The following is a 20,886-nucleotide window of genomic DNA, read 5'->3' on the forward strand; positions in this document are numbered from 1 at the left end:
AATAAATTGGGTAAGAAAGTTGCCCATAAAGATGTGCCCCGCACACACCGCGAGGCGCGTGCGGGGCACATCAAATGAGGAATGGATCAGGGGAAGCTTAGAAGCCGCCCATGCCACCCATCTCGTCAGCGCCAGGCATTGCTGGAGCTGCCGGCTGTGGCTTGTCGGCAACGACAGCCTCAGTGGTCAGGAACAGCGCTGCGATGGAGGCAGCGTTCTGCAGCGCGGAACGGGTGACCTTGACTGGGTCATTGATACCCGCGGCCATGAGGTCAACGTACTCACCGGTTGCAGCGTTCAGGCCTTCGCCCTCAGGCAGACGGGAGACCTTGTCAGCGACCACGCCAGCTTCGAGGCCAGCGTTGGCTGCGATCTGCTTCAGTGGGGCGTTCAGGGCGCCGCGAACGATGCGGACGCCGGTTGCCTCATCGCCGGTCAGGCCGAGGTCATCATCCAGGACGTGAGCAGCCTGGATCAGTGCGACACCGCCGCCGGCGACGATGCCCTCTTCCACAGCAGCCTTGGCGTTACGGACAGCATCCTCGATGCGGTGCTTGCGCTCCTTCAGCTCAACCTCGGTGGCTGCACCAACCTTGAGCACTGCGACGCCGCCGGCCAGCTTGGCCAGACGCTCGTTGAGCTTCTCACGGTCATAATCGGAATCGGAGTTCTCGATCTCAGCACGGATCTGGGCAACGCGGCCCTCGATCTGCTCCTCGGAACCTGCACCATCAACGATGGTGGTGTCGTCCTTGGTCACAACAACCTTGCGAGCCTGGCCGAGCAGTGGCAGATCAGCGGTCTCCAGGGAGAGTCCGACCTCCTCGGAGATGACCTGGCCGCCGGTGAGGACAGCGATGTCCTGCAGCTGTGCCTTACGACGGTCACCGAAGCCCGGAGCCTTGACAGCAACAGACTTGAAGGTGCCACGGATCTTGTTCACAACGAGGGTGGACAGAGCCTCGCCCTCAACATCCTCAGAGATGATCAGCAGTGGCTTACCGGACTGCATGACCTTCTCCAGCAGTGGCAGAAGATCCTTGATGTTGGAGATCTTGCCGGAAACCAGCAGGATGTACGGATCCTCGAGGATAGCCTCAAGGCGCTCCATGTCGGTGGCGAAGTAACCGGAGATGTAGCCCTTGTCGAAGCGCATACCCTCAGTGACCTCAAGCTCAACACCGAAGGTGTTGGACTCTTCGACGGTGATGACGGAATCCTTGTTCAGCTTGCCGCCGCCCACTGCGTACATGGCCTTGGCGATCTGAGCACCGATGGCCGGGTCAGCCGCGGAGATGCCTGCGGTAGCAGCGATCTGCTCCTCGGTTTCAACTTCCTTGGCGGATTCCAGCAGCTTGTCAGTAACCTTGGCAACAGCCTGCTCGATACCGCGCTTGATGCCCATCGGGTTGGAACCTGCGGCAACGTTGCGCAGGCCTTCCTTCACCAGTGCCTGGGCCAGGACGGTTGCGGTGGTGGTGCCGTCGCCTGCGACATCATCGGTCTTCTTGGCGACTTCCTTGACCAGCTCTGCGCCGATCTTCTCGTACGGGTCTTCCAGCTCGATTTCACGAGCGATGGTGACACCATCATTGGTGATGGTGGGGGCGCCCCATGCCTTCTCCAGAACGACGTTACGACCCTTTGGGCCGAGGGTGACCTTGACGGCATCTGCCAGGGTGTTCAGGCCCTTTTCAAGACCACGACGTGCTTCTTCATCAAAGGCGATGATCTTTGCCATGTGTTTGTGCTCCTCATTAGTGATAGGACGACACTCACGTCATCCACCCGACGGGCGCCCGCGACGGCACGGTTAGTGAGTGTGGACCAACCTCACCCGCCAGATAGTTCATGATCATTTTTGGCACTCATACGAGGTAAGTGCTAGCTCCTTTTCTAGCACTCGCAGTGGTCGAGTGCAAGCTTTGGAGCTCTGATCTGGGGGAAGTTCGCTAGAGGCTGATAAGGGGGTGATTTCCCGGGGGTCAGCCCCCACCAACCACATCCTCTAAGGCAACCTCGTGTCCACAGCTACTCCCTGGGCCCGTGACCAGAAGTAGACCATGAGCAGGGTGATGAGGATGACGGCGAGGACACCTGTGCCCACCCACAGAACTGTGGCGCGATTACGGGCACGTCGCTTCTGCTTCCGATCAACCTCCGCCTCATCCTCAGCCCGCAACACATCCAGTTTCACAGCTTCCATATCTTGGAAACTCACTTGAACCACCTCCAGAATCCACGCTTCTTTGTCTTTTCTTCCACTTCATCAGACTCAATCGACGGTGTGCTCTCCGGGGACACCATGCCGAGGAGATTTCCCTGGCGCTGCACCGGTACCCGTGGAGCATCCAACCCTTCCAGGAGACCAATCTCGGAGAAGAGTTCCCGCAGGGGATCAAGGCACCGGAAAGGTGCGATACCGCTGCGGTTGATGCGGTCGCCTTCAGGGCTGGCACCCAGGGGCGATACCGCAAAGCACTGGAAAGGATAGGGCTCCTCCCCGAGCAGTGACTGGTTCAGCTGGTTGAGCAGGTGGGTGGCATCCAGGCACTGCAGCATACTGCGGATCTCCAGGTCGAGGAGCTCACCGCCAATGCGGTCATAGGGACCATCCAATGGCGCACTGTCCCGGCGAAAAGTCGCACCGAAATTGCTCATCACACGCTGCCAGTTCACCATATTGGGTCCTGTGTAGTGCAGGTGGTCCTGGTTCACTTCCGCGAGCTGCTGCATGGTGTCGAATTTTGACATGCACAGGGAGATCTTGGGGCGGTGCTCCGCGCCCAGTACCCGGAGTACGTTCCGCAGGACCACCATCGGCCCGTCAGTGTCCACCTCGTGGGTGGGAACTGACCCTTCCAACATCTGTCGGATCCTGGGTACGGACATCGGGTCGAAGAGGAAGAGAATACGGTCGGCATTCTGGAAGAACTCCAGTTCTGACTCCCGATCTGAGAAGTTCTCCTCCTGGAGGTCCTCACCGGCGACATCACGAAATACCACGAAGAGCCGCTGCTCCGGGTGGTTCGAGGTGGAGATATCAAAGATGAGGGGGCGCTGTTGATGAGCATCGGGGGCAGATGCCGGTGGGGTCGGCGGCAGGAGTCCCATTTGTTCAAAGAGGGGCTTTTCGTACTTCTCCTGGTAGATCCGCCGGGTGTGTTCATCGGCATAGGAGAAGGAGCCGCCATTGGCCACGACGAGTTTACGCAGGAGTTTTACAATCACTGCGATGTACATGCTCTTGCCGGAGGAACGGTCACCGGCCATCGCGAAGGTCAGGGTGCCGGACTTCTGCCATCCTTCCGGAAGAGTTGCGTCAAAGGCGGTGGCGTCGACGAAGGGAGAAGACGTCATCTCCGGATCCGGCAGCTCCTTGAAAGTGAAAGGGCAGCGGGTGGGCAACAAGCCGGAAGCCGGTTGCTGTAGTTCAGGAGTGGTCATGTCAGTGGTCCTCTCGCGGTGCAGATCCGGTCAGGGCGTCAAACATCTGACGTACCGGAGCAGCCAGCAGACGCTGGTCATGGTTCTTGATTGCGCTGATGAGCATGGGATCAAAATGGGTCGTACTGGTCCGGTGATCCACCAGTGGTTTCCGGGAGCTGAGGACATGCATCCGGTTGGGCAGCTTCAGCACCTCCGCGGGGATATCATCCGAGATCACCACCACTGATTCATCAGGTGGGATCTGATAAAGGTCTGAGTTCCACCCGACCTCCCGGACCGGGGTGAACCTCTCAGAGAGGCTGCTGATCTCCTCCGGGTTTTCCACGCGAACTCTGGGGTCAGAAGAGCTGCTGGTCATCAGGCTGATGGAATGTCCGGAGCTCAGCACGGAGAGGACACCTGCGGCGAAGGAACACATTGTCTCGAAGGTATCGCGGTCGGTGCTGAACTTCATCGAGGCGGTCTTATCCACCAATACCGTGACATTGACGCGGGTGACGTCGGTGGAACCGTCCTTGTCCATAGACCGACCCAGTGCGGAGCGGATCCCGGAAGCTTCCGTGTCCAGTGAACTGTCATTGCTGACATCGCCTGCCTGCAGACGCAGCAGGTCTCCGGCCGGGAACAGGTGGAGGACCGGGATGGAACGGAGCCCGCCGATCGGGTAGGTCGGCAACTGCAGGGTGATCTCCTGGTTACCGGCGCCCTGGATGACGACCGAGGCGTACACCTTGGCACCGGAGGGGAATTCACCCCTGCTACTGTCCGGGAAGACCGTGACCTCTGTGTTGCCCTGCGGATTGCGGATCCACCAGGTGTTACCACGGCGATTGCTCTCTGCCGCGGGGATCTCAACCCTGAAGGCCACGTCCCCGCTGACATCGAATTCCAGACGTGCGGAGAACCCTTCACGGGCCACGTCATAGGTCTGGTTTGAGCCCAGCCGAATGACACTCATGGCTGTACTTCCTTTCCGCTGTTGTTCCGGTGGACAGCTCTGATCACGGATTCAGCCACAATGGTGAAGATCATGTCGACGTCCCTGTCCCTGGACAGTCTGGTCTTGACGGCGTCCTGCCGGAGGATCTCACGATAGCGATCAGCTATCTGCCTGTTGATGAGGAACTCCGGTGAATCATATTTCACGAAGTCCTCGCCAAACTTTTCAAAACGCCTAACGGTTTCATCCTTCCCGTCCTTGCGTCTACTCTCCACATACCGGGTGGCGGAGTCCACCGCCAGCGTGGTGAGCGCCTTGTGCACCTCATCATCCTCAGTAGTCAACGCGATGCCGAAATAGATGCGGAGCAGATCCCAGAGAAAATAGTTCCTTCCAGTTTGGATCTGTACTCCTGCATTGATCTCCGCAATGATCTGGCGCCCCGCAGTTCCATCCAGCCATGTGATGACCTCACCGAGGGTTCTGTCCATGTTCAGGTGTTGCATGAGGTGGTCCAGGACCAGCACCGGTCGCCCGGCCGCAACTCCGGTTGCGCGCCGGTTCCGGGCGTCGCGCTCGGCGTCGATAAGCAGATCTCTCAGGAGGGGATGCTCCGCGCCGGTGAAAGGTACCCGGCGCCAGTTGGCCATCGCCGGGAAATCTGCGAAACTACTCCGGAAATCCGGATCTTTGACGCCACTGCTGGCGACGAGTTCGGTCTTCAGGAGGAAGTCCAGATAGGACACCAGTTCCTGCGCCGGTGAATCATGGAGTTTCTCAATATTGTTGATGGCCTGTTCGGACATGTTGCCGATCCAGCGTGGACTGTCTGCGCGGTGTCGGAGGCTGGTCCATTCCTGTGATTCCACCACCCGGCGCGGCGAGTGGATCACTTCGGAAGCACGGGTGAGGATGTCGATCTTTTGCGGTTCAGGTTGTGCCGGCACCACCTCGGGTGTCTTCTTCGCCGTGGGTGCGCCAAAGAGGTGCTGATCTGCGGTCATCCGCGTCAACTTTCCTACGGTGGTGTCTCCACCCCGGATGAAACGTGCCAACCCATCTCCGAAACGTGCCAATTTGCGCTGGTCAGCGTCGAGGTTGGCGTTGGCGTTAATTAAACCTGCGACGAGGACCTCGGGGTCAAAGCCTGCTGTGTAGAGTCCCGCTGTCATCTGCGCCCAGGTTCCCTGCGGGCCCGCATCTGCTTCCACGGGTTGTTCCGGATCGATGATGATAATGTCCGGGCGGTCCACCAGAAGCTCCCGGTCACTGCCGGGAACAACGAACAGTGAGCTTGCCTCCACGGACTTGTCCCGGGCAGGCAGGGTCACCGCACGTTCAAAGGTTGAGTAGTGCAACAGACGGCGTGCCTCATTGGGAGTCAAAGTGGAGGACAACGCCTGGATCCAGTAGGCAGCCTCATTGGTGTTATTAAGCACCAGAACAGCCGTGCGCTCCCCCGCCTGCAGGACATCCTGCAGCTGGTGGAAATGCTGTCGACGGTTGCCGAACATGCTGTCCACCATCATCCAGGACAAGGTCAGATCAGACATCGGGCCGGGGCGTGGTTCACCGAGGTCATCGGCGAGTTCAGCGGTGTTGACCGCTGCCGCCCGGAAGGGGGTGAGCAGGTCAGCAGAACGATAGAGGGAGATCGGATAGGAGGACTGCAACGCACTGTCCAGGTCAGCATCGATCACCGCATGGGTGAAGACATTCCCCGGACGTCCGGTCGCATCCTTACCGGCAGGGACCGATTGCATCAGCAAAGACCGCTGCTCCGTCAACGGGCGATATTCAAAACGCCTCGGCAGTGCTTCAATCTCCTCAGAACTGATGAAGTCATCGAATGGCCTCACCGTCTCAATGTGCGTGGGAGAGACCTCAGCGATCAGCTGAAGATCCTCCCTGGTCGCATGCGCTGACCACGACCCCACCTTCCACCCTCCCCTGCCCGCGGTTCCCTTGAAGGATGCGTAGGTGACATGGGTCCACCTCATAGTCACTGGTGGTTTCTCCCCCCGGTCCAGGTCCCCAGGTTCAGGGAGGCAGGTGCGGGATCGATCAGCACCTTCAGGTGCGGCCTCTCGGTGTCATCCTGGTGGATGAACAGACGCAAAAAGCTTGTCGACGGCAACCCGGCGATTCCCGGGTCAATCTCCCAGTACTCCACCGCTTGTTCGTCTTCCCCACGGATCGCCGAAGAACTGATTCCGGCGAGCAGGTCAGCGGAGCGGGGCGCACCACTGTCGTTGATGATCTTGCGCGTCATGACCTCCTGTCCGTCCTCTGGTTCCAGAGGCAGACGGGAAGGATGTATCCGGAGAGAGAATTGGTGGAACTGGTTGCTGGGCCGCTCACTGTAAATCACGAGGAAAAGCCGAGCATCTTCCCTGTGGAGCTGATAGCTGAACTTGTCCAGGCCCTGGTATTGCAGCACCTCCGGCTCACCCCAGATCTGGCGTCCCTCATAGACACGGGAGGCAAAAAGCGCGACATCGCCCGCGCCGGGAAGTTTGACGCGCATGCCGCCTTCCTCCTCATAGGCCTCCCGGTGGATCGAGGCGAGGCTGGATCCCGGGGTGTCCGTGGTCGGTCCCACGGTGTGGCCGGTTCCGGGTTCACCGAAAACCGCGGTCACCTCATGTGCCTCCTCCGGCCACCCGAAGGTCAGCAGCTGGTTGTTCACCCGCTCGTAGAGTTTGGGTCGACTGATCCCCCCGACACGTACCCGCGAGTAGGTCTCGCCGACCTGCGCCTGATTGCCCACCACGTTGACCGGGGTGAGGAAGATGGAGTACCAGTCCTCCGGCCAGGTCACCCGGCAGGAGGTTTTGGTGTCTTCGAGGTCATTGGCCCAATCACGTCGAGCCAGTCCGAAGCTCTCCAACTGGTCGGTCTCCACCGCGTTGAAACGCAGATCGCTCTCCGGTGCTTCCAGGGTGCGGTAGATCCACACCTCACCGGAGTGCGGTGCTTCCCAGGACACATCGAAGCTGGTACTGAAACCATCGAAACGTTCCTTGATGTCAATCGAGACCTCCACCACCTCAGCGGGGACATCAATGGTGAACTCCTCGGAAGGAGCCGAACCGATCATCTGGCCTTTGATCTCCACGAAGCGACGGGCAACAAACTTGTACTCACGGCCCCGGTGTTGCGGGTGGAAACGAAAACCCTGGAAATTGTTCTTGTCCGCAGCGATCTCATTCCTGGGCACAGGCACCAGACGTTCCGTGGAGGGTGCCGCATAGACCGCCACACGGTGGGTGTGCTCAGCCGGGACCCACTGCCCCTTCACCTCTGAACCGGCCACCGACAATTCGATATTGGACACCGGGTTGATGAAAGACAGCTCCCCCACCAGCTGTGGCTGGGAGGTCACGGCCACAGCTTCAGTGAGACCTTCATACATCCACACCTGGTACATGCGGTAGGCGGTGGTCAGGGGTTCATCATCCACCCACCGCTCACCCACCGTGCTCACCCGGTACTCACCGAGATCCGGATCCTGCTCAAACTCCATCTCATCACTGACCACACGGAACACCCGTGCTCCATAACTGGAGGAATAGGGAACTCCCCACTCCAGATCCAACCCACCGGTTTGGTTCGGTGTGATGTGCAGATATCCACCCGGTACCGGGGTGACCTCGGCGAAACCATCCAGGCGGGCGAAGTCATACTGCTGCCAGGTACGGATATTGTCATCCACCGGCGCACTCTGTGCCTGTTCAAAGCGGTGAGACTCCGAAGAGCGACGTCGACGGGGTGCCGGTGTTATTTCAGGTTCCGGCTCTTTGGGAGCAGGTGCCTGGATCTCTGCTTCCGCAGGCTCGGTTTCTACAATCACGTCTGCTTCCGGGGCCTCAGGCGTCTGCTCAGCATCCAGGTCCGGTGTGAACATCGCAGCATCAGTTCCCTCTTCGATGACCCGGAGGTGACCCACCTGGACATAACCCAGCACGCGTCGCAAAGCGGTGGCCCACATCAGCAACTCCGGGTAGTCACCGCCTGGTTTGAGCTGCTCCGGGTTCTTAGCTGCGGCGAGCAGCGCCTCATCGGTGGGCAGTGCCTCCACCGTGAACCTGGTGCGGGCGGTGTCACGCCACATCTTGAATGCACTGAGAATCTGGTATTCACTGGCCATTAGAACTCTCCCGTACCTGGTAGTTCATGACGCTGCCGTGAAGGAAGTCCCTGATCCAGGAAAGGCGAATCAACCGGTTGCCCGGAATAGAACTCCTCACTGGTTGGCATGCGGTCAAGCAGAGTTGAATCAAATACGTCCCGCTGCGGGCGGGCGAAGGCAATATCTGGACCCTCTGCGGGGTCGCTGATCTGGAGGAGAACCTCACTGATACCGATGGTGTCCAGTTCATTCTCCTGCGGTTGGTACACACAAAGGTCCGGATCCAGGTTGAGTATTCCTCTGACCCTGCCGTTCTCACTGGCCACTTCACTATTGAAGAATCCGACAGTTCGTAGTTCCTTGAGCGACTGCAGATAGGGTGCGTCGACCTTCTCACCACCCCGGTAGATCTGGAGGGAATCGAGAATCCCGGAACGCACGGTGTCGCTCTCCTGGGAGAGTTTCACGGTGATATTTTCCCAGATGTCCACGCTGCGGTCATTCTGGCGGAAGCGGTCTCCTGTGAGAAAGGCCGACATCTGTGCGAGATCACCATAGGACCCTTCGCCCGTACTGCTGAAGAGTGAACGTGAACTGATGTTATTGCCGGTCTCCGCTGCCAGTGCGGCTGCAGCTTCATCGAGGGCACCGAACACACACTTACCCAGCCAACCCTGTTTGTAGAGATCACGCCTGAACTGGCGGGTCAGTTGTGCCACCGCCTCGGAATCAGGGATGGCTTCGGCAAACATGACGGAATCGGGCATGGAGTTCATTGGAATGGGTGACTCCCTCCGGTCCTGGTCAATATTTCCGAAGGGTCGTTCCAGGAGCACACCGACACTCTTGGAGACAGAAAGAAACTGCTGGTAGCCCACCTGGAGCCGTTCCTGGGACTGCTGGGTGGCAGTCAGGTTCTTCTGGGCTGCCTCCAGCTCGGTGATGAGATCACGACGGAGATGGGTGAAACGTAATTCATCCCGGGTCTCACAGACACACTGTGTGATCCACCAGACCAACCAGATAGCCAACCAGACACCGAAGAACTTCCACTTGAAAGCGGTGGTGGTGGCGCTGAAGGTGGCAGCCCAGAGGCTCATCTCCACTGGCGATTCAGACAGGTAGTGCTCCACCGCCCACCACGCACCGAAGGCAACGGCTGACCAGAAAGTCACCCATCCCAACCACCGGAAGATCCTGGATCCCAGGCCTGAACCGACAGCGTTCCTGCCCTTGCGGGAAAGCTTGTCAATCTCCTGTTTCCAGTGCCCTTCCTGGTTCTCCAGATCCCGGCGCATTCCCTGCAGACCTGACCCGACGAAGAATGCGAAGCTCTTGGAATTTCGTTCCTGCCACCGCTTGAACTCGCCGATGACCTGACCCATGCCCCGCTGACCACGGTCACTTTCCCGGGCCAGACGGCGTTCGAACTCTGCGACTCCTTCGACATCATAGGGAGCTACCTCGCCGACATTGACAGCCACCTTCACCTCTACGGGAAGACCGTCACCGTAGTTCGTCTCCGGGCCGGGAATCACATCAGAGGTACGGCGGGCAACCACCACACGCGAGGACTGCCGGGTACTCACCACCGTCGGGGTCCGGAAGCCGTCCTCCCCGTGGGCGATCCATCGGGGTTCAGCGTCGAGAAGACTCAGGGCGGTGTTGGCATAGGCCTGCCACAGGTCATGGAGATCAGCCGCATACTTGATCTTAAGATCCTCGTTGTAGACGACGCTGCGCTGTTTCTCCCCACCCCGGGCGGTAAACTCCCCATGGTTTCCCACCCGTGTTGCGGATCCCGTACTGCCGTAGATACCGGCCTGGAGTGCATCCCCTGTCAGGGTTCTGGACTCCGCGAAGAGTTCGGTGAAGAAGCGCTTCGGGGTGGTCACCATCTTCTTGGCCCAGGTGCCGGCAAACTGCCGGATCGCAGTCCTGTTGCTGATGGTCTTCGTCTTCTGGACATGCGCCAGTGTCTCTTCACCAATCAGCGGCACCCGGAACTCATCCAGAATCTCCTGAGCTGCCTTCTGCGCGAAAGAGTCAGGGTTCTCTGCATACTGCGCGGTCTGTTCCCTACCTGGGCGGTCCAGACGCGGCAGCGGATTCTCGGTGGTACTGAGGATGTCCTCCTTGAGGCGGGACTGGACCGCCTGTCCGTCAATACGCCGATAGAAGGAACGCACCAGACGGAAACTGGATCCCTTCGCCGGCACAAGCTGCTCAATCGGAGTGGAGGTGCTGCCTTCCCACAGCCCATACAGGCTCGCGATATTGGCCACGCAGTGCAGGGTGAAACGGTGATCGGTGCCACCGTGACGGTAGGTGACCGTCGCGGTGCCCGGGCTCTGGCTGTCTTCAGGCGCCAACATCAGGTTGGTATAACCACGCAGGATCGGCAGATCCTCTTCCAGGGGTGCAGCAACAGCACCGATCATCACGTTGGAGCGATGCACCTGGTGGTGGGAACACACGCTGTCGATGATGTCGGTAAGAGCGGTCAGGTCAGCCGCACGGAGCATCCCACCGTTGCTATCGATAACGTTGATGACACCGAGGTGGAGCCTGGTGGTACGGGACCTGGAAACCAGCTCATTGAAGGGACGTCGCTGAAGCTCCGGGAACCCATCCCTGCTCATGTGGAGGTGGGTCACCTCGGAAGAGGAATCCGTGAAACTATCAGCATCAATCCACACCAGGTTGCGGATCAGGCCGGTCGCGGCGAAATCCTCCAAGGTCTGTCGGATACTTTCCGACATCAGGCCCCGCCCCAGGAACACCGTCAAAATGGTGTCCTGCGGATAAGAAGCAGACATCTAGAACTCACCCTCACCAGGCAGGGAAGGGCCGGAGGAGGTTTCGCGACGGACGATGTTCATATCAAAAACCTGCTGCGCAGGGGGGCCTGCAGCCAGGCATTTCTCCAGGATCTCGATGAGTTCCCGGGTGCCATCGAAGACATCTGCAGACAAGTCTGCGAAGACCGGGATCTGGGAGGCCAGATCACGGTCACGGACATCACCATAGGGGCGATCCACGGTGGTGAACAGGCGTCCCTGACGCAGCTTGTCGCTTGGCACATAGTGCTGGGCGATCTCATTTTGTCGCTGCAGGAACTGCTTGGCGGCCTCAAAACGGGCCTGTGGGCTCACCCCAGGTTCAGTACCTGGGATCTGCAGAACATCCCCCGCCATGCGCTCGCCGGTGAAGAGCCATTCATGCAGGAGCTTCTCACCACGGGTGGTGCGGCCTGGCAGAGATGGGCTGGCGGCATCATCCCAGAGCTGGCGGAGCTGGATATAGGGCTCCACCGATTCAAATACAGGACGTTCTCCGGCACGTGCCCAGGCCAGGGAAGCGGATTCCAGCAGGTTCGGAAGCCAGTCCAGGCTCTGACGGAAACGGGACACCGGGGTCAGCATCGGAGTGGAGAAGTTGATCCAGGTATCGGACTTCTCCTCGTAGATCTGCACCGGGGTGTGATCAGAGGTGTCCAGGGTGCCAGGGAAGAAGATCCTACCGATGAGGCGCCCCACGTACCAGCCCCTGACCATGGCGTTACGCTCCAGGTCGGTCATCGGCAGCGCAGCAGACAGCGGACGGGTGCGGCGTCCGTGCCAGAACTCAGTACGGTCACCGGTGATCTGACGCCACTGCTTCTCGATGGGAGGCAGGAGGGAATCGAACACGATCGGAGCATAGTTCGGGTAGGAACCGAAGATGTCGATGGACCGTTCTTCGCCCTGGGAGACCAAGGCCTTGCCCAGTGGTTTGGAAACATCTGCCGGCCGGTGATTCGGGAAGTCGCGGACAGCCTGTTCCAGGCTTCCCCCGAGATCATCACCAGCAAAGGGGATTCGGGAGAAGTTGAAGTTATAACGAACCTCGTCGCCATAGAGGGCACGCACCAGCTGTGGGTTGATCTGCGCCAGCGGAAGCGCATAGGTCATGGCCTCACTGAACTTACTCAGCACCTGCTGACGACGCGCGCGCCGCTCATGGTCCGCCAGTCCCGGCGCGGTGATGAACTCACGAAGAGAGCTGGAGATGAACTGCTGGAATCCGAAACCTGGGCGGCGGATGTACTGGCGGGAGCGTTCCAAAACCTCACCGGTGGTGATCTTGAGGTCGAAGCGGGCGGGCTTCGGGTCGCGGAGACCCCCGGATGCCAGATCATTGGTCAGATCGCGTGCCACCCACACATCCAGGAGTCGGATGAGGTCGCGGGGGGCCTTCTCTGATCCGGACTTGGATTCCCAGACACCGCTGACCACGCGGGTCGATGCCTCCTGCAGGGCACTGGCGTAATCACTCTGCTCGTTGGTGTCTTCAGTGGAGGAACGCACATGTGCCTGGAACTGCACGGGGAAGGTGTCCACGTCAGTCAGGAAGACCTCATTGGCTGCCTGACTGAAACGCTGTGGGACGGTGCTCTGTGATTCATCAGGCCACAGTGCCGGGACATTGGTCTTGAGCTGGGAGATTCCCAGGTTGATGTCATTGGTGAGCTGGTAGTCCTTCTCCAGGGAATGGTGCTCACGCTGGATGGTGTGCTGCAGTGGGGTGAGGAAGTTCTTGCTGAAATCATCCAGGACGCTGGCCATGTGTTCTGCGATGAACTGGACGGCACGGGCATGGAGTTGAGCTGTTGTCTCAGAGACGATCGTCTGGATATAGGCATCAGAGTTGTCTATCCTGCCCTTGCTGTTCTCCATCTCCAGGCGACGGTTCTCCACGAGTGACACAGCTTCCGGAGCACGGTCACTGCCCTGCTGTGCAAGGTTGGTGATGATCTTCTGCTGGATCTCGCTCTGAATGGATTCGAGGACGCTCATGCCATAGGGGACACCGAATTTCGCGATCTCATCCCGGAGCAGGTCGATGATCCGCTGCTGGAGGACATCGGCGCCCGCCCAGGAAGCAACACCCTGATAGAGCTCATGACGGTTATCATGTTCTATCTGCTGGCTACTGCTCTGCAGCGCCTGCTGGACGGTGCTGACCCACTCATTGCCGCGTCTGCCGTCAGCAGCTGGGATCTGTTCCTTGACCAGGTTCTTCATGCGCTGGGTCCAGTGTTCAATCACCTGGTTGAAACCCTGGAAGATCCAGTCCCCCACCTGATGATTGATCGGGAGGACATCCCCCAGCTTGCCTGCGATGGTGGGCAGGTTGTTCTCCAGGCGTTTTTGGAGCTGTTGGTCAGAGGCTGCATCGTTGGTGGGATCGTAGTGCCCCTTGAGCAGGCGGTCCACCGCGGAGCGTGCCAGTCGCTGGGCGGAGTACTCCGCATAGCGGTCCCGGCCCATGGAGAGCTGGGAGTAACCATAACTACCCCATGGGATGTTCTTGGCCTCCTGCGCACCCCAGGCATACTTGCTCTGGTCGGCGCTGCCACCACCCCGGTTGCCCAGGGTGAACTGCTCGAAGTTGTCCATCGAGACCTCATCAGCCATGAGAGCTGCCAGACCTCGACCCAGGGCGCGGTAGACCGTATCAGGCTTGCCGTCGCCCAGCAGGGCTCCGTTCTCACCGGAGCGGATGCCCACCGGGAAGATGCGTCCGACAGGGATGGAATCATCACCCACGGCAACACCGAGTGCGTTGAAGAGACGGGAATCCTCCTCGGAGGCAGCCCCCATCTGCGCTGCGGCAAGTTCAGCGAACATGGCCAGGGCATTCGGGTTGGTGCCGGCAACCTGGTCCGGGGAGAGCTGGGAGAAGATATCCGGGGTCACCATGAACAGTGAGCTCAGGCCCACGGCGTTACCTTCGAGACCGGTGAGGAGACGACAGATATCCAACGCCATCGATGCACCGGCGCCACCGGCCATCGAGGAGACGACGAAGACGATCGGCTGCTCCTTGGAAGTCTCACTGCTGGAGACAGCGGTGCCGTAGAGAGCGGAACGGATATCAGCCAGCTCACGCTCCGTCTCACCACTGAACAGGACATCCCATGATTTACGCAGCTCAGCCTGGATCTCCTGGAGCTTGCTCAGAATGAGCATCCGTCCGATGGAGCGGTACTGACCAGCTCCCTTACTGATCGGTGTGGTCTCAGAATCCGGGTTGCTCAGGGCCCAGGAAGAGATGCCACCCAGGGCTCCCCGCGAGGCCAGCTGGTTGGAAACTGCAACATCCACCGTGGCATAACGGTCGGAGGAACCACAGGAGATATAACGGCCACCTGCCTCCGGAACATTCGGCAGGTTGGGCCCGGGGCTCTCCGGAGAGGTCGGGACATCCACGGAGACGAACTGCCAGGCACCGGGGAGTTTGGCTTCCTTGGGGTTCGGATACCTGTCCGGGAGGTTATCAGCAAGCGTTGTCTTGAGCTGGTCCATCATATAAGCCAAGGTCTTGGCTCCGGAGCCACCACAACCAACAACTAGAACTTTCTTCATCTATAAATCCTTAAATTGTTAATAAATTGCTTATCTACAGGTTAACGTGCGCCGAAGCCGCCACCGGAACCAAAGCCACCAGGCTTGCCCGGTCCACCGCCGAAACCGCCACCATTACCACCGGAGCCGAAGCCTCCGCTATTGCCGCCGCTGCCGAAACCACCACCGAAACCACCGCTTGGCGGGGAATCCGGGGTATTCGTACCTCCCCCGAAACCACCGGAGCCAAAGCCACCACCGAAACCCCCACCTGGGGCAGGCTGCTGCTTATCATCAGTTGGCGTTGTGGGAGCCTGGGGAGCCTGCCCCCGCGCCGGGGTGCTGGCTGGTGTGATGGTCGCGGCATCATCAAGCTGCGTCTGCAGCTTCCGGGCCAGGTCAGGAGCTTTGCTGATGATGTCGGTGACCATGCGTTCAAGCTGTTCCTGATTGCGGGGAAGGTTGGTCAGGGCGATTAGTTCCATCTTGCTGCGGTCTGCTCCACGGGCGGTCAGGAACCAGGTTCCCTGGACTGCCAGTGGCAGTTTGGCCTGGGTTCCCTTCTGCTTGCCATCGAAGCTGATGGACGGTGTTGTTTCCACAATCACTGTCGGTGATGCGAAAGGATTCCAGAGGAACCGCTGGACTCTCAGGGGATGTCCCTCCACGTTGAAGCGATTGCCCGCGGCCTGAATCTGTTTGGATGCGACAGTCTGCGAATCCAGGTCCGGGGAGCTGCTGTCTGCATAACGCAATGCCTCACCGTTGAACTCGACCGGGATCCGGACCCCGCTCATGGCCTTGTCAGGCACCTTCGCGGTCATGGCACGCCAGGCATAGAGGATGGCCAGGGGGATCAGGATGGCCAGCAGAAGCACTGCGATAAATGCCGCGAGGAAGATCGCGGTATCGACCGGAACACTCAGAGACCCCTCAGCAGGCAGGTCGACGGTGGTTTCATTGCCACCTTCCGCATTGGATATCTGCAGTGGGATGGAGCCGTTAACCAGGCCGTCACGCAGTTCCTGCACCGTGAACTGAACCGGCAGGGTGCCCTGTTCATCCAGTCCGAGCACCAGTGCGTTGTCCATGCTGTCGAAGGAACTCGAAGCGGCAACGCCTGCAACACCCTCAGGGAGGGTTCCGGTCAGCTGCGCATCCGGGTTCACCCAGACGCGCCCCGGACCGGTAATCGGGACATCCACCGTAACCACTTCTTCATCCGCATTGAAGCGGACGCCCCCGGGAACCTGCGGCATGTCCCGCTGGGTGACCGTGATGCGGGTGGTGTTGAGAATCGGGCTCAGGGTGGTTCCGGGGTTACCGTCCACTCCGGCCGTTGTGACGGTGGTGCGTGCCTCCACGGAACCGATGGCAGGAAGTTCACCGATCATGCCCAGAGGGGTTTCCAGTTGCCCACCGGAGAGGTCCATACCTTCGGCGATACTCAGGAATTCACCGGTATCGGCACGTGTGAAACCAAGATCAACCCGGGCCTCGCCCTCCAGGACACGGGCCTCGCCGTCGCGTCCGACCAGGTTCATGCTCAACTGCTGATCATCACGCAGATTCAGGGCACCGTCCACGGAGTCACCACCGCTGAACACGAGCTGGAGATCCGGCTGGATCTCCACCGAGTTGAACACCCTTCCCTCTGCCGCAGCCGGGTCGAATCCCTGGAACTGGATCTTCCAGACACCCTTCCATTCCCCACCGTCCTGCAGGGTCAGGGTGCCATCCGACATCTGCACCGGCGAGGTCTCCGCCTCCCAGGTCACATCAGTCGCGTTCAGCGATGCCTCACCGGAGTCCTTGAGCTCCACTGTCTCACCATTTGGGGCGGTGAGCACCAGGTATGCGTTTTCCCCGAGGTCATCCTTGGCAATCGCCGTGAAACGCACGGAGTTCACCGAGTTGTCCAGGGTGAAACTGAAGGGATCGCCAGCACGGGTCTCACCGGTAGCTTCGCCACCGATGGCCAGTGCCTCCCGGAAAGCCGCGAAGAGGCCACCGACATTGTCCGCCGGGAAGAAGGCGCCGTTGGGTGCCTCCACGCCACAGGTAGCCCCACCTGCGGTGGTGCCTCGCAGCAGACTGAAATCAGAAGGGTTGCTCGGCGCAGACAGGCCGATACCGATGTGGGTGATCCCCGCACTGCGGAGACGATCGGTGACGCCACCAGGAGCACACAGCGCCTGTTCTGCCTGCTGCGCACCTTCCTGTGCGGTGAGAGCGCCGTCGGTGAAGGTCACCAGCATGCGGCAGGCGTCCTCGGAACCTGAACGGGGGAAGTCCTGGTAGGCACCTTCCACGGCAGCGGCATAGTTGGTGTACTGCTCCTGGGTGCGCTCACTGAACTGGGCGATCTCATCCTGGATACCGTTCACGGTTGTGTCACTGAGCTCAGTCCACTCACCGTAGTTCTCCGGAACGGTGGCACCGGACTTATAGGTCTGCCCGAAACCGGCAACCCGGATCCGGGTCTGCAGATCTCCGTCAGCCTGCTTGGCCAAGAGTTCCTCGACGAAGCTCTGTGCTGCAGGAACGCGGTGGTGCTGGGCATCTGCACCTGGTTTGTCAGCGTTGACCACACCATCACGCGCCTCATGGATGAGGGATTCCGTCTCATCGATCATGATGATGACATCAAGAGCGCCCTTGTCGGCGATACAGGCACCGACGTTGTTGAGGGAACCGGAGGAACCTTCAACGCCAGGTGCCGGTTCCTGGGCGAGAGCTGCCGCCGGGAAACTGAGAACCGCACCGAGGAAGAGAGCTGCGGCAGCGGCGGTGAAACGTTTTTTCTTCTGAGACCTGTTTCTGGCAATTTTCATCATCACAGTTTTCCCATCCACAGGGCGATATCCCACGCTGACCAGATGACCGCGATCACGAGCAGTACCGCTGCGATGTTGAACAGCACCTTTTTTCCGGTGTCTTCCGTATAGAATCCGGTGGCCTTGCGCGTATTCACCTCCGTCATGTGCTTACCGATCAGGAGTGCCCCGACGAGTCCCGCCAATCCCCACGCGATTCCTGCGATGACGAGAAAGAGCCCGTCAGTGGCCACGAGCGATCCGAAGGTAAGCCAGGCGTTGAGCCCGATGCCAATCAATCCCAGTGCCAGTCCTGCAGCCACCCACACCACAGGTGCGGACTGTAGACGACCTCCCCCGCCGGAACCACCCGGGGAAGAACCGAAACGGCTACCGGAGGAGGACTTAGCACCACCGCCGAAACCACCACTTGGTGCACCTCCCCCGAAGCCACCAGGCTGGCCGCCGAAGCCACCGCCCTGGGAGCCACCGCCGAAACCAGATTGTCCACCGGAGAATCCTCCAGAAGAGGAACCAAATGTTCCTCCAGGTGGTTGGGTAAATCCTTGTGACATCAGCTACTCCGCATGTGAAGAATCGATTCGGGCTTGAGAGAGCTCCAGAAAATTCTGTGATACATCATCTTCTCGAAGAGTCTCCTGCATTCTCAAATATATGCACCCTACTTTACCCACGGGGTGGACATGCCCTTCCTCCGCTCACGGAAAAGTAGAACTTATTCGAACACCCAGGCAAACCGTGAGGACCCACTTCCACAGGAACCCCTCCAGATAAAGATTTTCCCGAAGAGACTTCCCGCTCCACCCGTACCGATATATAAGGTGTATAACCATGACCTCATTCAAGAATGTGCCGGAAATCAAACAGCATCTGGAAGCACAGCGTGAACAGATCTTCACTCAGCTCAAGGAAGTCGTCTCTTTCAATTCCGTTCACAGCGAACCGGCACTACTGCAGGACTACAAAGGGGCCGCCGACTGGACCCGCACTGCGCTGAATAACGCAGGCTTCGAGGTAACCGAGCACCCGGCAGACGACGGCACCACCAACTTCGTCGCAACCCTCAAAGGTGCCGATGACGCGCCGACAGTACTGCTCTACAGCCACTTCGATGTCGTGCCTGCAGGACCACTGGATCTCTGGTCCTCCGAACCATTCACCCTCACCGAGCGGGAAGGTGAGCATGGTGTGCGTTGGTATGGCCGTGGGGCGGCAGACTGCAAAGGCAACCTGGTCATGCATCTGGCAGCTCTGCGCACCGTGGAAGCACTCGGCGGCACCGACCTCAACCTGACCTTCGTGGTCGAAGGTTCCGAGGAGATGGGAGGTGGCGCATTGTCTGAGCTCATCAAGGAGAAGCCGGAGCTGTTCAAGGCCGATGCCATCCTGATCGCGGACAGTGGAAACGCAGCCGTGGGGGTTCCCACCCTGACCACGTCCCTCCGCGGTGGCGGCCAGGTCACCATCACTGTAAACACCCTGCGTCAGGCTGTGCATTCCGGACAGTACGGTGGCGCAGCACCAGATGCCGTGGCTGCCCTCGTGCGCATCCTTGATTCCATCCACGATGAACACGGACGCACAGTCATCGATGGAGTGGACAACACCACCGACTGGGACGGGCTCCCCTATGACCCGGAGGAGTTCCGCTCCGATGCCGGCATCCTCGAAGGGGTGGATACCTTCGGCGATGGCGATAACCCCGCTTCCCTCGTCTGGGCTCGCCCGGCAATCACCATCACCGGTTTCACGTCCACACCGGTGGCGGAAGCCGTCAATGCCGTCCCGGCGACCGCATCGGCCAAACTCAACCTCCGGGTACCCGCCGGCCAGGATGCCATCGAGGTTGTTGAGAAACTCAGATCCCACCTGATCAACCATGCCCCCTGGGGCGCACAGGTCGAGGTGGTCGTCGATGACATCAACCAGCCGTTCTCCACCGATATCTCCGGCCCCGCCATGTCCACCCTGTCCGACTGCCTGTCGGCAGCATACGACGGAAAGGACACGGTGACCGTGGGCTCAGGAGGATCCATCCCCCTGTGCACCGAGCTGATGGAGGTCAATCCCGCTGCGGAACTCGCGCTTTATGGGGTGGAGGAACCACTCTCGGTAATCCACTCTGCGGATGAGTCGGTGGATCCCGATGAGATCAGGGATATTGCCACGGCAGAAGCTTTGTTCCTGCTCACATACGAAAAATAGGCCACCCAGCCACCATCAGACGCCATTCAACCCCACCCCCTGCCGGGGGTGGGGTTTCCTCTCTGCGGAAAGCACTCTTGCGACGCAATGTGAGCATGGTTACCATAGCCGACATGACAAAAATCATTGACTCTAAGCGAGTAGCGGAGGCTACGTACCCTGCTGCGGGATAAGGACTGACTCCCCGCACCAGGGAAGTAGTCGTTAACACCCCAGACAAGCTCAAGAGTCGGTCCTTCACCTAACAGGATCTTTTTAAACATCTTTTTCGAATCGCAAAAAGAGATCCGTCCGCTTTCTTTCTGACGCAAAGGACCGTGTCATGTCTATCTCCACCCAGACCACCCGTCGCTCCACCATCATCGAGTACCGCCGCGAGACCCCTCGTCCCGCCAGCGTTAATCCGATCCAGTCTGAGCCACGCATCTACGCAGATGACCCTTTCCGCGCACGCTTTGGCTTCAAGCTCCCCCGCGGTCTGCGCGATGAGGCACGCGGCATGGAATGGCGCACGTTCACCAGCACCTACGCCCCCACCGGAAACCTGCGTATCAGCAACCTCGAATCTGATTCCCGTCGTGGCGGCATGAACCACTACACCGCCACCATCATCGAGAACTCCGGCTCCCAGCGCACCGCAACCGAATCCGAGATCATGGCCACCGGCCCTGTCTCCGCCTGCACCAACCTGCTGGCTGATGCCGGCCGTCGCGTCGAGATCCTTGAGTTCCACCAGTTCGATATCTTCGAGGCAACCGTCACCTTCATCTATGGTTGCAACAACAACCGTCGCACCTGGGCCATGGGATTCGGTGGCACCGCTGAACAGTCCGCTGCCGCTGCCATGAGTTCAGCCGCTCACCTCATCTACGGATAGAACACCCAGCGCGAACCGGACAAAAAGTCTCCCATTCCGGGTGTACACGATGTACA

At 59.6% G+C, this 20,886-nt stretch carries 12 protein-coding genes; 2 read left to right on the forward strand and 10 right to left on the reverse strand.

Annotated elements, in window-relative coordinates; all coding sequences use genetic code 11:
• Positions 1 to 97: 97 nt before the first annotated feature.
• From groL to CFAEC_RS11695, 10 genes are all read right to left on the reverse strand, one after another.
• Entirely contained in the window at positions 98 to 1,741 is a 1,644-nt protein-coding gene (gene groL, locus CFAEC_RS11650) for a chaperonin GroEL (protein ID WP_290277005.1), read from the reverse strand.
• Between the two features lie 267 nt (positions 1,742 to 2,008).
• Positions 2,009 to 2,221: a hypothetical protein gene (locus tag CFAEC_RS11655; protein ID WP_290277007.1), complete on the reverse strand. Its 213-nt coding sequence runs from the start codon at positions 2,219 to 2,221 to the stop codon at positions 2,009 to 2,011.
• The gene (locus CFAEC_RS11660) at positions 2,218 to 3,447 is read right to left on the reverse strand and encodes a TRAFAC clade GTPase domain-containing protein (RefSeq protein ID WP_290277009.1); all 1,230 of its coding nucleotides are present in this window, start codon (positions 3,445 to 3,447) and stop codon (positions 2,218 to 2,220) included. The genes CFAEC_RS11655 and CFAEC_RS11660 overlap by 4 nt, the downstream gene beginning before the upstream one ends.
• Position 3,448: 1 nt before the next feature.
• Entirely contained in the window at positions 3,449 to 4,408 is a 960-nt protein-coding gene (locus CFAEC_RS11665) for a hypothetical protein (protein ID WP_290277011.1), read from the reverse strand.
• Positions 4,405 to 6,390 (reverse strand): GAP1-N2 domain-containing protein, encoded by a 1,986-nt coding sequence (locus CFAEC_RS11670; protein ID WP_290279914.1) that lies wholly within the window; start codon positions 6,388 to 6,390, stop codon positions 4,405 to 4,407. The genes CFAEC_RS11665 and CFAEC_RS11670 overlap by 4 nt, the downstream gene beginning before the upstream one ends.
• A 2-nt stretch (positions 6,391 to 6,392) precedes the next feature.
• Complete coding sequence (locus CFAEC_RS11675) at positions 6,393 to 8,540, reverse strand: SaeA-related protein (RefSeq protein ID WP_290277012.1); 2,148 nt, start codon at positions 8,538 to 8,540, stop codon at positions 6,393 to 6,395.
• Positions 8,540 to 11,341 (reverse strand): hypothetical protein, encoded by a 2,802-nt coding sequence (locus tag CFAEC_RS11680; protein ID WP_290277014.1) that lies wholly within the window; start codon positions 11,339 to 11,341, stop codon positions 8,540 to 8,542. The genes CFAEC_RS11675 and CFAEC_RS11680 overlap by 1 nt, the downstream gene beginning before the upstream one ends.
• Entirely contained in the window at positions 11,342 to 14,932 is a 3,591-nt protein-coding gene (locus tag CFAEC_RS11685; protein WP_290277016.1) for a tubulin-like doman-containing protein, read from the reverse strand.
• Between the two features lie 41 nt (positions 14,933 to 14,973).
• Positions 14,974 to 17,748 (reverse strand): vWA domain-containing protein, encoded by a 2,775-nt coding sequence (locus CFAEC_RS11690; RefSeq protein WP_290277017.1) that lies wholly within the window; start codon positions 17,746 to 17,748, stop codon positions 14,974 to 14,976.
• Positions 17,748 to 18,302, reverse strand: coding sequence for a hypothetical protein (locus CFAEC_RS11695; protein WP_290277019.1), 555 nt, complete (start codon positions 18,300 to 18,302; stop codon positions 17,748 to 17,750). Before CFAEC_RS11695 ends, CFAEC_RS11690 begins: the two co-directional genes overlap by 1 nt.
• Before the next feature lie 277 nt (positions 18,303 to 18,579).
• On the opposite strand from CFAEC_RS11695, the gene CFAEC_RS11700 reads away from it, so the two are divergent.
• Positions 18,580 to 19,953, forward strand: coding sequence for a dipeptidase (locus CFAEC_RS11700; RefSeq protein WP_290277021.1), 1,374 nt, complete (start codon positions 18,580 to 18,582; stop codon positions 19,951 to 19,953).
• Positions 19,954 to 20,275: 322 nt separating this feature from the next.
• Positions 20,276 to 20,830: an acetyl-CoA acetyltransferase gene (locus CFAEC_RS11705; RefSeq protein ID WP_290277024.1), complete on the forward strand. Its 555-nt coding sequence runs from the start codon at positions 20,276 to 20,278 to the stop codon at positions 20,828 to 20,830.
• Positions 20,831 to 20,886 lie beyond the last annotated feature (56 nt).

The sequence above is a fragment of the Corynebacterium faecale genome, assembly GCF_030408735.1.
GTDB classification, from domain to species: Bacteria; Actinomycetota; Actinomycetes; order Mycobacteriales; family Mycobacteriaceae; genus Corynebacterium; species Corynebacterium faecale.

Excerpts from the sequence above, each read along its gene's own strand:
- groL (WP_290277005.1), bottom strand. The coding sequence starts at position 1,741 with ATGGCAAAGATCATCGCCTTTGATGAAGAAGCACGTCGTGGTCTTGAA.
- CFAEC_RS11660 (WP_290277009.1), bottom strand. The coding sequence starts at position 3,447 with ATGACCACTCCTGAACTACAGCAACCGGCTTCCGGCTTGTTGCCCACC.
- CFAEC_RS11665 (WP_290277011.1), bottom strand. The coding sequence starts at position 4,408 with ATGAGTGTCATTCGGCTGGGCTCAAACCAGACCTATGACGTGGCCCGT.
- CFAEC_RS11670 (WP_290279914.1), bottom strand. The coding sequence starts at position 6,390 with ATGAGGTGGACCCATGTCACCTACGCATCCTTCAAGGGAACCGCGGGC.
- CFAEC_RS11675 (WP_290277012.1), bottom strand. The coding sequence starts at position 8,540 with ATGGCCAGTGAATACCAGATTCTCAGTGCATTCAAGATGTGGCGTGAC.
- CFAEC_RS11680 (WP_290277014.1), bottom strand. The coding sequence starts at position 11,341 with ATGTCTGCTTCTTATCCGCAGGACACCATTTTGACGGTGTTCCTGGGG.
- CFAEC_RS11685 (WP_290277016.1), bottom strand. The coding sequence starts at position 14,932 with ATGAAGAAAGTTCTAGTTGTTGGTTGTGGTGGCTCCGGAGCCAAGACC.
- CFAEC_RS11690 (WP_290277017.1), bottom strand. The coding sequence starts at position 17,748 with ATGATGAAAATTGCCAGAAACAGGTCTCAGAAGAAAAAACGTTTCACC.
- CFAEC_RS11695 (WP_290277019.1), bottom strand. The coding sequence starts at position 18,302 with ATGTCACAAGGATTTACCCAACCACCTGGAGGAACATTTGGTTCCTCT.
- CFAEC_RS11700 (WP_290277021.1), top strand. The coding sequence starts at position 18,580 with ATGACCTCATTCAAGAATGTGCCGGAAATCAAACAGCATCTGGAAGCA.
- CFAEC_RS11705 (WP_290277024.1), top strand. The coding sequence starts at position 20,276 with ATGTCTATCTCCACCCAGACCACCCGTCGCTCCACCATCATCGAGTAC.